Genomic DNA, 11550 nt, shown 5'->3' with positions numbered 1-11550 from the left:
CAGCCACGACACTCCTGCTATCATGAAGCGGGTCGGGGCATTGGTGATCGCGACGCTGGCGCTGTCGGCGTGCAGCGGGCTGGGGCAGGACGGGCCGTCGCAGGACGAGATGTCCGATGCGCTCGCGCGGCGCGGCGAGAAGGTCCAGTCGACCGAGCGGATCGCGTGCAAGGCGGCGCCGTCGCTCCCCGGCTATATCTGCGACTTCAAATCGGTGGCGTGCAGCGCCTTCACCAAGAAGTGCGACAAATCGTCGCAACGCACCGGCCGCTTCGTCCAGGTCAGCGGCAGCTGGATGTACATGGGCGACGTCAGCGATCCGTCGCGCGGCGTGATCCCGCCGCCCGAGTCGACGCCGGCCGCGCCGCCGGTGGTGACCGACCTCGGCGGCACCGTCGCCAACGCGGTCGCGCCCGAGCCGTCGCCCACGCCCAGTGCGGCCCCGAGCCCCAAGCCGTCACCCACGCCCAAGCCGAGCCCGACGCCCAAGGCCACGCCGACGCCCAGCGCGACACCGTCTCCCAAGCCGACCCCGGGCGGCGTCAACAAGACGTGGCTGACCGGCCGCTGGGGCGCCGCCGACGGCGATTGCACCGCGCGCCGCGCGGTCCGCTTCGGCGAGGGCGGCGGCTTCTACGGCAAGCGCGGGATGGGCAGCTGGAGCCTGAAGGGCAAGACCGTCACCGTCACCGGCAAGTATATCGAGGACGGCAAGGACTTCACGCAGACGCTGGGGGTCGAGCGCACCGGCGACGATGCGATGACGATGGAAGGCAAGCGCTACCACCGCTGCACCAACTGAGGAGCGCGCGATGCAGCCCTGGGTTCAATATCTGATCTGCGGCGTGGCCGGGCTGGCGCTCGGCGCGGGCGCGGCCGTACAGCGCGTCCGCACCGGCGCGTTCGGCGCGAGCACGACGATCGGGCCGTGGAGCACCGGCAAGGATTTCGGGACGACTGGGGCGAGTGCCTATACCCGCGCGGTGGTGTCACTGCGCGGTATCCTCGCGCTCCCGGCGCACGAGGCGCGCTATTACAATGCCGCGGTCGACAGCGCGGGCCAGCCGCTCGACGGCAAGTGCCGCTATCGCGTGACCGGCAAGGCGATCCCGGCGAAATGGTGGAGCCTGACGCTCTACGACCACCCCGGCTATCTCGTCGCCAACCAGGCCAACATCTTCTCCGTCGCGAGCGCCAAGGTGTCCAACCCGGCGAGCTGGTCGGTGATCGTCGCCCCCGCGCAGCAGGCCGGGCTGTGGCTCCCGACCGGACGGATCGACCGCTTCGAGCTGACGCTGCGCACCTACCTTCCCGATGACGGCGGGGTCGGCAATTTGACGCGCGACCAATTGCCCTCGATCGTCAAGGATGGCTGCTGATGCGCCGCTGGGCCTTGCCGCTGCTGCTCGGGCTGATCCTCGCGGTCGCCGGCTACATCGTCGCGATGATGCAATTCCCGAGCGTGCTGATGGGCTTCGCGACGACGCGGATCAGCAAGGCGGCGGGGTATAATGCGCTCTATGCCGCGCCCATGGCGACCGACAAGGCGCGCGCGATCGTGCGGCCGAGTCCCGATCTCGCCTATTCGTCGTGCCCGTTCGACCTGTCGAACGGCCCGGTGCTGGTCGATGTCGAACCGGTGCCCGCGCCATACTGGTCGCTGTCGGTGTTCGACCACCGCACCGATGTCGCGTTCGTGCGCAACAATCTCGACGCCAGCAATCAGCCGATCCGTATCGCGATCGCGCGCGACGGCCAGCCGGTGCCAGACGGGATGCAGGCGGTACGCGTCAGCGGGAATACCGGGATCGCACTGATCCGCATCCTGGTGCAGGACGGCTCCCAATTCCCCGCGATCGACGCCGCGCGCCAGAAGTCGAGCTGCAAGCCGCTCAGCTAGGCCGCTCGGCCTTCAGCCGCGCATTCTCGGCTTCCAGATCGCGGACATAGGCGTCGCGGTTGGTGGTCAGCGCCTCGCGCTCGCGCCATTTGGTGTCGGCCTCGGTGCGATAGGCGGCGTGCGCGTCGCGCTCGGCTTCGTACTGGCGCCGCCATCTGGTGCCCTTGGGCGCTATCAGCAGGCCGAGGACGAGGCCCAGGATCAGGACCAGTCCCAGCACGGCGAGTTGCGTGACGTTGGTGAAAAGCATGAAGCGCGCCTTCCGGTTCGTTATGCCGGAGTAACGACGCGCCCGTGCCGCGTGTTCCCTAGACGCCGCCCTTGAACGCGTCGCTGATCGAACACGATGCCGGGCCCAAGATGACGATGAACAAGGTCGGCAAGATGAACAGGATCAGCGGGATCGTCATGATCGCGGGCAGGCGCGCGGCTTTTTCCTCGGCGCGCATCATGCGCTCGTTACGGAATTCGGCCGACAGCACGCGCAACGCCGATGCGAGCGGGGTGCCGTATTTCTCGGTCTGGATCATCGTCGTGACGACGCCCTTGACCGCATCGAGGTGGACGCGCGTCGCAAGGTTCTCGAACGCTTGGCGCCGTTCGGCAAGGAAGCCGAGTTCGATCGCGGTCAGCGCGAATTCGTCGCCGAGCTCGGGATAGGCCTTGCCCAGCTCCTTCGACACGCGGTGGAACGCGACGTCGACGGTGAGACCCGCTTCGGCGCAGATCACGAGCAGGTCGAGCGCGTCGGGCAGGCCCTTGCGGATCGCCGCCGAACGCTTGGTGATCTTGTTCTTGAGATAGATATCCGGGCCCTTGTAGGCGAGGATGAAGGTGCCCGCGACGAGGCCATAGGCCTTGAGCGGCGACCAGGTCGCGAACATGTCAGTGCCGTACACGAGGTACAGCATCGGCCCGCCGAGCACGATCGGCAGGACGAGCCGGCCGAAGATCACCGCGACGGCATATTCCTTCTTGCGGATACCGGCCTGGAGCAGCTTGGTCTGCGCGACCTTGAGCTGGCTGTCCTGCAGCACCTTGAGCCCCGACAGGAACGAACGGATCCGATCGGTCGTGTCGTTCTGGCGCACCAGCTTCGCGCGGCGCTTGCTGGTCGAGGCGGTGATGCCCGCCTTCAACTGCTCGCGGCGGTCGTTGAGCGCCTTGATGCGCTTCGACATCGGGTCGCGCACCGTGGTCGCGGCATAGATCGCGAGCAGCACCGCCATCGCGGCGACCGCCGCGAGCAGCGTGCCGACCCAGATGACGTCGACGCCGAGCAAGGTCGGGGTGTGCGGTGGAGGAACCTGCATCATCAAATCTCGAAATTGATCATCTTGGCCATGATGAAGGCGCCAAGCCCCATCCAGATCATGCCGCCGACGCCGGCGACGATCAGGCGTTGATCGATGAAGAAGTTGCCCATGTACCCGGGGCTGATCCACATGATCAGGCCGAACACGATGAACGGTAGCGAGCCGACGATGTACGCCGACGCCTTCGATTCCGACGCCATCGCCTTGATCTTCAGCTTCATCTGGCTGCGCTGGCGCAGCACGGTGGCGAGGTTGGACAGCGTTTCGGCCAAATTACCGCCGGTCTCGCGCTGGATCGCGATCGAGATCACGAAGAACTGGAATTCGGGCGTGCCGAGCCGATCGGCGGTTTCCTGCAGCGCCGCGTCCATCGTCCGGCCGATCTTCATCTTGTCGCTGATCGAGCGGAATTCCTCGCCGACCGGGCCAGGCACTTCGGCGCCGACGACGCCCATCGTCTCCGAAATCGGCAGACCCGAGCGCAGACCGCGCACGAGCAATTCGATCGCGTCGGGGAATTTCGCGGTGAACTTGTTGCCGCGCTTCTTGATGAAATAGCCGACGACCATGTGCGGCAGGCCGGCCCCGACGATCACCGCGATCAGCAGCGACACCAGCAGCGGTGCTCCGCGCATCAGCAACAACCCGCCGATCACCACCAGCAGCCCGACCGTGGCCATGCCGTATTGGCCGACCGTCCAGTTCTTGCCGGTCATCGCCAGGCGTTTCTTGAGCAGCGCGGGACGCGGCAGCAGCCGCATCATCCAGCTGTCCATGTTGCTGTCGCGCTTGCCGGTGATGCGGCGCATCTGCGCGGCCATCGCGGCCTCGCTGGCCGCGCCGCTGTGGCGTTCCTTGAGCGAGGTCAGCCGGCGCACCTGGGCCTTCTCCGCGTTGGGACCCGCGAAGGCGACAACGAGCAGAAGCAGCATCAGGCCGCCACCGACTACGATCGAGATCAGCGGCACCAACGGCATCGCTCAACGCTCCACAAATTCGACGCCGTTCCGGGAAAGAGCGGCCACGATCAATTCGACTTCGCTGCCTTCTTGGGCATCAGCGATTTCAGGTCGGCGAACTTGCCCATGATCGACTGCGCCTTGCCCGCTTCCTTCTTGCCGCTGGACGTCGCAGGGATCTCGGCGTTGTCGCCGATCGCCATCAGCCGCGTGGCCAGTTCGGTCAGCGGCACGACGGTCTTCGACCCCTTGCCGGCCTCCGCCATCGGTTTGCCCAGCTTGGCCGCCTGCGCCGCCAGTTTCTGATCGTACGGCACGAGGAAATCGATCTTGCGCTCGATCGAGCCTTCGAAATCCTTGCGCGCGATTTCCAGCGCGCCCTGCGGCACGCGGTTGGCGACCACGACAACGTTGGTCTGCGGCGCGTTCGACTTGAGCCACGACAGGATGCGGATCGTGTCGCGCGCCGCCGCCAGCGTCAGTTCGGTGACGACCACCGCGGTCTGGATGTCGGAGATCAAATGCGGGTGCTGGACCAGCATACCGCGCGGAAGATCGACGACGGTGCATTCGAACGCGGCGCGCATCTCTTCCTGCAGTTGGTAGAATGCCGAGCCGTCGGTCATCATCGGCGAGTTGATCGGCGCTTCGGCCGACAGCACCGCGAGCCGCTCGCTGGCCTTGACCATCGCGCGTTCGATGAACAGCCCGTCGATACGGCTGGGGTTCTCGATCGCGTCTGTCAGGCCGCGGCCCGGTTCGAGGTCGAGCGCCAGCGCGCCGGTGCCGAAATGCACGTCGAGGTCGAGCAGCGCCGTGGTGCGGCCGCCCTTCTCGCTCATCAGCCACGCGACCGAGGTCGCCAGCGTCGACGATCCCGCACCGCCGCGCGTGCCGATGATCGCGGTGGCGCAATGCGGGCGATCGACAGACCCTTCGGCGAGCTTGGGCGCGTTGAGGATCGCCTGCGCGTTACCGAACGCTTCGCGCAGCATGTCCGCGGTCAGTGGCTTGAGCAGATAGTCCTGGATGCCGCTCGCGGTCAGGTCGCGATACAGGCGCACGTCGTTGACCTGGCCCGCCGCGATCACGACAGTGCCTGGCTCGCAGACTTCGGCCAGCGCGTTGATGTCGTTGAGCGGGTCGCCCGACTCCGACAGATCGACGAACAGCACCTGCGGGCTCGCGGAGACCGACAGCGACTGAACCGCGTTGCGCAAGCCGCCCTTGTTCACCTTATCGGCCGACCAGCCCATTTCGCTGGCGATCGGACGCAATGCCTCGGCGGTCGTTTCGTCGCAGACATAGGCGACGAAGGGCTCGCGATGCGCGGCGCCGGCGGGTTTCCACGGAGCGTTCATATCACTTGCTTCCCGTTACGCTGACGCTGGTGACGCCGCCGGGCAGACCGGCCTTACCGGTCGTGTCCGCCTTGCGGTAAGTGTCGATGGCCTTGCCCGACACCTTCGTGTCGAATGTCTCGGTACCCGGTTGGCCGCGGACCAGATCGAGCGGATCGGCGACCATCGCCGCGAGGTTCGCCTGCGTCGCGCAACCATAGTTGGAGGTCGTGCTGCCTTCGAACTCATCGGTGCCGGTCCGGCTGAAATCCGGACAACCCGGCACGCGCGCAGACGAGCGGCTCACCACCACGCGCGCCATGCCGGCGGCGATCGGCGCCGGCGTGATCGGCGCGCGATCGTCGATCAGGATGCCGTAGCGCGCGGCGATCGCGGCGACCTGGCTGGTCGCGGCGCCACCGTTGCGGTTGGGGTCGTCGACCGAGACGTGATCGCCGTAATGCAAGCGCATCGTCGATAGCCAGCCGGCGACGCGGTCGGCTTCGCCGGGGGCGAGGCCAGTAGGCGTCGTCTGGACGTCGAACACGTAATCGGTGCGGCTGACGACCGGCTGATAGACCGTATCGACGCCGCGATTGAGCGTGCCGCAACCGCCCAGCATCAACGCGGGGGCGGAGAGTGCGGCGAACAGGATCTTGCGCATGATGTGATGTCCCTCGCTGGCGTCTGTCACAGGCTGAAGCCGGGCGCGGGCGAACCGGCGTCCTTCTTCGGTTTCTTCGGTACGACGGCCTTGTCCTCGTCACGCCGTGCGTCGGGCGTCGGGGCGGGAGTGCTCGGGCCGACCGGCACCAGCGCATTGGCGCCGACCGACGGTCCCGCGACATTGGGGACGGCCATCGTCGGCTTGGCGCGTTCGCCACCGCTGACGCCGCTGCCGAGCTTGCCCATGAAGATACGGCCGAGGTCCGTCGGCGCCTGAACGCCATCGGTCGGCAGCACGATCTCGTTCGCGTTGACTGGCTTCACCAGGTACGGTGTGACGACGATCATCAGCTCGGTTTCGTCGCGCTTCCACCCATTCGAGCGGAACAGTGCGCCGAGGATCGGCACGTTGCCAAGGCCGGGGGTCTTGTCGATCTGGTTCTGGGTGCTGTTCTGGATCAGTCCGCCGATCACCATTGACTGGCCCGATCCTAGCTCCACCGTCGTTTCCGCGCGCCGCGTGGTCAGTGCGGGGATGATCGTTCCGCCGAGCGTCACGGCGCCGGCGGAGGACAGCTCGGACACTTCCGGGCGAACTCGCAAGGAGATGCGACCGTCCGACAGCACCGTCGGAGTGTAGGCGAGGCTGACGCCGTAGCTCTTATATTCGACCGACACCGCGCCCAGCCCCTGGCTGATCGGGATCGGGATTTCGCCGCCCGCCAGGAACGAGGCGGTCTCGCCCGACAGCGTCGACAAATTGGGTTGCGCGAGCGTCACCACCTGGCCGTTGGTCTCGCCCAGGTCGAGCGCGCCCAGAATATCGAGCCCGAACAGCTTGCCCAGACCACCGATCGTGGTGCGCTGGGTGCCCGGCGTGATTGCGGTGCCCGGAATGGAGCCCGCGCATTGACCGGTAGGCGAAATCGGCGGCAGACACCGAGCCGCGGTCGAGCCGATCCCGAGGGGGCCACCCAGTGCGTTGAACTGCGACGTTATGGTTCGGCCACTGCCGACCCCGAACTGGAAACCGCCGGTACCGTCCAGCGTGGTCAGGTTCGCGCCGATGTTCTTGGCGAAGCTTTTGGTTACTTCGGCGATCTTGACCTGCAAATTGACTTGCAGCGGCGTCGCCGTCCGGATCCGGCTGATGACCTTGGTCTTGTCGCCGACGAACGCCTGGACAAGGCTTTCCGCCTGCTGTGCGTCATCGGGGCTCATCACCGTGCCGGTCAGCAGCACGACGCCGTTCAGCGTGTGGCTGGTCACTTCCGCATCGGGCATCGCCAGCTTGAGCATCTGGTTGATCGAGCTGAAATTGTCGCCGACGCGGATCGTCGCGGCGAACACCACTTGCCCGGTCTTAGTCGTCGCCGAGACGGTGGTCTCGCCCGCCGACTTGCCGAACACGTAGATCTGGGTCGGCGATCGCACTTGGACGTCGGCGATCGTCGGACTGGCGACGAACACGTCGCTGATCGGACGCGCGAGCGTGATCAGCCGGCCCTGGTTGGTGTCGACCTCGACTACCCGGGCGGAGGCCGATTGGGCGGGTGCCGCGGCGGGCGTGGCGACGCCGGTGGCGGCGATCGCCAGCGCGGCGGCCATTGGCCAGCCGGCGCGATTGAGACGGTTCAACATCAGTTCTTCCCCCCGACCGGAACTTCGGTCACGTTGTTCCCGCGGGCGATCCGCACCGTGGGTCCTGCATTCGCCGGGGCCGCCCCCGGATAACCGTTGCCGCCACCGCTGTTGCCGGCATACGGCGACGCGCTCTTGCCGGGCACCGTACGGCGCTGGAAGCGCGACACGTCGGCGCCCGTGGCGAAGGTCGTCTTGTCGGCAGTCGGCTGAGTCGAGGCGGCGTCGAGCATCGCGCGTTCCGCCTTAGGATCCTTGCCGTCGGGCACCTTGACGCTGCCGTCCGCGATCGCCGCGTCGAGCTCGCTCGCACTGTCGGCGAGCGGGCGCAGCACGACCGACAGGTCGCCGAGCGCACGTGCCACCGAAATCTTCTCCGCGATCGACGGCGTCGCTTCGATCGTTACCATCGAGATGTTCTTGACCACGGTCTTGCCCTGGTCGTCGACGTCGGTGGTGGTGCGCTGGTCGGTCGCCAGCACGCGAATGTTCTTCATGATTGTCTCGGCGACGCTGAGCGGCGGGCCGTCGCCGCCGCCCGCGACCTTCTGCGTCAGCATGATGTCGATGCGGTCGCCGGGGAACACGAAGCCCGCGACCGAATTCTTGTTTTCGACCGGGAAGGTCACCGCGCGCATGCCTGGGGTCAGCGCCGCGGCGAGGAAGCCGCGATCGCCGGGCTTGACCAGCGACCCTTGGGTCAGCGGCTGGCCGGCGGTGATCACCGTGCGCACGACGGTGCCCTGCAGCGTCTTGGGATCGAAGCCGTCCTTCTTCACGAAGTACGCGCCTTCGACCATTTCCTTGGGCCAGGGCTGGTACTTGAAGCTCGTCGCGTCGAGGATCGTGCCGACCGGCAACGTCTTGGTCGCCACCAGCACTTCGGTGCCCGTGACCATCGGCGGCGCCATCTGGGCGCTCGCCACCGGTGCGCTCGATCCGGAGATCAGGCTGCGCGCCATGAATGCGGTGATGGCGGCGACGAGGAGCGCCCCAACCAGCAGAAAGATCTTCCGACTATCCATGTCGTTCATGCCCCTTTGCCGGCCGACTGGCCGGTTGACCCACCGTTAATCTACGTAAACTGGTTAAATATTGGTTCACTGAGCGCGATCATCGACGCCATCGCGATCGCGACGCCGTACGGCGTTTCCACCGCACCCGGCGCCTTGCGGCGCCAATGGTCGAGCATCATGATCAGCGTCAGCACGCCGCCAATGACCGACATGGCCATCAGCATGAACAGCAGGGCCTGTCCCGGCAGCCACAGCGCGAGCGCGCCGATCATCTTGACGTCGCCGCCACCCATCCAGCCGAAATGAAAGGCGCCGACGAACACCGCGAACACGGTAAGCGCGATGCCGAACTGGATCGCCGCATCGCCGAGGCCATAGCCCTGAACGTACCACCAGGCCGGCGCCATCAATGCGATCGCGGCGTTCTTCCAATTGGCGATCTCGCGGGTGCGCGCGTCCTCGATGCCCGCCGACAGCAGGATCAGGACGAGCGCCGCAACGAGCGCGTAAGACAGAATTCCCCAGCCCATCGGACCATAGCCCTAGACGTGAGGGCTTTCCAAAAAGTAACCAGCAGCATGATCGCCGCCGAAAACGTCCGCCGCGCCTATCCGCCGGACAGCCAAATCTCGTACTGGACCGCGCCCGACGGATGGCAGCTGCGCCGGTTCGACTGGCCGTCGGCGGCCGTCAGTCCGCGCGGGTCGATCCTGTTCCAGGCGGGGCGCGGCGACCTGTTCGAGAAGTATCTGGAGACGTTCCAGCACTGGCACGCGCAGGGCTGGTCGATCAGCTCGTTCGACTGGCGCGGGCAGGGCGGGTCGGGGCGGTTGTCCGACGATCCGCATGTTGGCGATATCGACCGGTTCACCACTTACCTCACCGATTTCGGGCCGTTTTGGAATCAATGGGCCGCGACGGCGCCCAAACCCCATGTCGTGATGGGGCATTCGATGGGCGGGCATCTGGTGTGCCGCGCGCTCGCCAAGAGCCTAGCCGAGCCCGCGGCCGCCGTGCTTGTCGCGCCGATGATGGGCGTCCACGCCCCGATCAGCGCGGGGTTCGGTGAATGGCTCGCCAATTTGATGATGCGGCTCGGCGATCCGCGGCGCCGCGCATGGAAGGGCAACGAGCGACCCGCGACGGTGGGCAGCCGCCAGTCGCTGCTGACGCACGACGACGATCGCTACGCCGACGAACCGTGGTGGTGGGAGCATGATCCGTCGCTCAAGCTCGGCCCGCCGAGCTGGCGCTGGGTGGTCCGCGCGTTCGAATCGACGCGGCGCTTGCGGCTTAGCCGGCGCGTCAGGCTGATGAAGGTGCCAGTGCTGATGCTCGTCGCCGACGCCGACAAATTGGTCACGCCGAAGGACGCGCTGTCGGTCGCGGGCAACATCCCCGATTGCCGCGTCGTGCGCTTTGGGCCCGAATCGGCGCACGAGATATTGCGCGAGGTCGACGCCGTGCGGAACCGCGCGCTCGGCGAGATCGACATCTTCCTGTCCGCCCGAGCCCAGCAGGGCGCCCAGCAATGACCTACGACATCGCCATCGTCGGCGCCGGGATCGCCGGCGCGAGCCTCGCCGCCGAAGTCGCGCCGCACGCCAATGTGTTGATCCTCGAAGCGGAGGACGTCGCGGGTTACCACGCGACCGGGCGCTCCGCGGCGTTCTGGGAAGAGACGTATGGCGGGCCCGGCGTCCAGCCGCTTACCGCGGCGTCGCGCCGGCTGTTCGACGACGGCGGGTTCCTCCAGCCGCTGGGGTCGCTCCACATCGGGCGCGAGGAAGAGCGCGGGCTGATCGACGGCATGCTCGCGCAGTTTGCCGGCACCGGGGTCGACCTCTCGCTGGTCGATCCGCGCGAGCGCATCGCAGGGCTACGGCCCGAGTGGAACCTCGCGGTGTGGGAGCCGAGCTGCGCCTATATCGACGTCGCCGGACTGCACGCTGCGGCGCTGTCGCGCGCGAAGAAAGCGGGTGCGGAGCTGGTGCTCGACGCGGCGCTGACCGGCGCGACGCGGGCGGACGGTGTCTGGCGGCTGGAGACCAAGGCGGGGTCGTATGAGGCGAAGGTGCTGGTCAACGCGGCGGGCGCGTGGGTGGATCAGGTCGCGAAAATCGCCGGCGTCGCGCCGATCGGGATCGCGCCGTTCCGCCGCACGCTGATCCAGCTCCGCGTCGATCCGCCAGTGCCCGACGACGCGCCGCACGTCGCGCACATCGGCGGCGATTTCTACTTCAAGCCCGAATCGGGCGGGCGGCTATGGCTCAGCCCGCACGACGAAATCCCGAGCGAGCCCGGCGACGTCCAGCCCGAGGAGCTCGACATCGCGATCGCGATCGACCGGCTCGAACATGCGGTCGACTGGCGGATCGAGCGAGTCGAACGGAGCTGGGCGGGGCTGCGCAGCTTCGCTCCCGACCGGCTGCCGGTCTACGGCTTCGACGGCGCGGTGCCAGGGTTCTTCTGGTGCGCGGGGCAGGGCGGCTTCGGCATCCAGACCGCCCCCGCCGCGTCGCTGGTCGCAGCGTCGCTGCTGCTCGGCACCACGCCTGATCCGCTCGTCGCCGGGATCGACCGCGAGCGTTATTCGCCCGGCCGGTTCCGCTGATACTGCCCTAAGTTTACACTAAGTTGACACTAACGCGGCCGTTTCCGGCTGACCCTTACCTTTGTAAAACAAGGGAAAATGGTCGGGCCACGACTCGC

The 11550-nt window shown here is 67.1% G+C and carries 13 protein-coding genes; 5 read left to right on the top strand and 8 right to left on the bottom strand.

Going from position 1 to position 11550, the window contains the following annotated elements; translation table 11 throughout:
* The first annotated feature begins 22 nt into the window (after positions 1–22).
* Genes E7773_RS13885 through E7773_RS13875 form a run of 3 tightly spaced genes read left to right on the top strand, consistent with a single transcriptional unit; the run spans position 23 to position 1900 of the window.
* Complete coding sequence (locus E7773_RS13885; protein WP_293992394.1) at positions 23–802, top strand: hypothetical protein; 780 nt, start codon at positions 23–25, stop codon at positions 800–802.
* 10 nt (positions 803–812) lie between these two features.
* Positions 813–1379 carry a DUF1214 domain-containing protein gene (locus E7773_RS13880; protein WP_293992391.1) on the top strand — a complete coding sequence of 189 codons (567 nt, stop codon included), beginning with the start codon at positions 813–815 and terminating at the stop codon, positions 1377–1379.
* Positions 1379–1900, top strand: a complete 522-nt coding sequence (locus E7773_RS13875; RefSeq protein WP_293992388.1) for a DUF1254 domain-containing protein — start codon at positions 1379–1381, stop codon at positions 1898–1900. Before E7773_RS13880 ends, E7773_RS13875 begins: the two co-directional genes overlap by 1 nt.
* Here the strand turns inward: E7773_RS13875 and E7773_RS13870 are convergent.
* Genes E7773_RS13870 through E7773_RS13835 form a run of 8 tightly spaced genes read right to left on the bottom strand, consistent with a single transcriptional unit; the run spans position 1893 to position 9368 of the window.
* Positions 1893–2150, bottom strand: coding sequence for a hypothetical protein (locus E7773_RS13870; protein WP_293992385.1), 258 nt, complete (start codon positions 2148–2150; stop codon positions 1893–1895). The genes E7773_RS13875 and E7773_RS13870 overlap by 8 nt on opposite strands.
* A gap of 58 nt (positions 2151–2208) precedes the next feature.
* Positions 2209–3213, bottom strand: coding sequence for a type II secretion system F family protein (locus E7773_RS13865; protein ID WP_293992715.1), 1005 nt, complete (start codon positions 3211–3213; stop codon positions 2209–2211).
* Between the two features lie 2 nt (positions 3214–3215).
* Positions 3216–4193, bottom strand: coding sequence for a type II secretion system F family protein (locus E7773_RS13860; RefSeq protein ID WP_293992382.1), 978 nt, complete (start codon positions 4191–4193; stop codon positions 3216–3218).
* Between the two features lie 50 nt (positions 4194–4243).
* The gene (locus E7773_RS13855; protein WP_293992379.1) at positions 4244–5536 is read right to left on the bottom strand and encodes a pilus assembly protein CpaE; all 1293 of its coding nucleotides are present in this window, start codon (positions 5534–5536) and stop codon (positions 4244–4246) included.
* A gap of 1 nt (position 5537) precedes the next feature.
* Positions 5538–6179 (bottom strand): CpaD family pilus assembly protein, encoded by a 642-nt coding sequence (locus tag E7773_RS13850; RefSeq protein WP_293992377.1) that lies wholly within the window; start codon positions 6177–6179, stop codon positions 5538–5540.
* 26 nt (positions 6180–6205) lie between these two features.
* The gene (locus E7773_RS13845) at positions 6206–7822 is read right to left on the bottom strand and encodes a type II and III secretion system protein family protein (RefSeq protein ID WP_293992374.1); all 1617 of its coding nucleotides are present in this window, start codon (positions 7820–7822) and stop codon (positions 6206–6208) included.
* Entirely contained in the window at positions 7822–8847 is a 1026-nt protein-coding gene (gene cpaB / locus E7773_RS13840; protein WP_293992372.1) for a Flp pilus assembly protein CpaB, read from the bottom strand. Before cpaB ends, E7773_RS13845 begins: the two co-directional genes overlap by 1 nt.
* Before the next feature lie 50 nt (positions 8848–8897).
* The gene (locus E7773_RS13835; RefSeq protein ID WP_293992370.1) at positions 8898–9368 is read right to left on the bottom strand and encodes a prepilin peptidase; all 471 of its coding nucleotides are present in this window, start codon (positions 9366–9368) and stop codon (positions 8898–8900) included.
* A gap of 48 nt (positions 9369–9416) precedes the next feature.
* Here E7773_RS13835 and E7773_RS13830 point away from each other — a divergent pair, with 48 nt between their 5' ends.
* Together E7773_RS13830 and E7773_RS13825 are read left to right on the top strand one after the other, a co-directional pair.
* Positions 9417–10373 carry an alpha/beta hydrolase gene (locus E7773_RS13830; RefSeq protein ID WP_293992368.1) on the top strand — a complete coding sequence of 319 codons (957 nt, stop codon included), beginning with the start codon at positions 9417–9419 and terminating at the stop codon, positions 10371–10373.
* Positions 10370–11452, top strand: coding sequence for an FAD-binding oxidoreductase (locus E7773_RS13825; protein WP_293992366.1), 1083 nt, complete (start codon positions 10370–10372; stop codon positions 11450–11452). Before E7773_RS13830 ends, E7773_RS13825 begins: the two co-directional genes overlap by 4 nt.
* Positions 11453–11550 lie beyond the last annotated feature (98 nt).

Origin of the sequence: Sphingomonas sp. (assembly GCF_004799495.1) — a bacterium.
Taxonomy (GTDB): Bacteria; Pseudomonadota; Alphaproteobacteria; order Sphingomonadales; family Sphingomonadaceae; genus Sphingomonas.
Note: the sequence above shows the minus strand (reverse complement) of the source record. Positions and strands in the feature narration are given on the sequence as shown.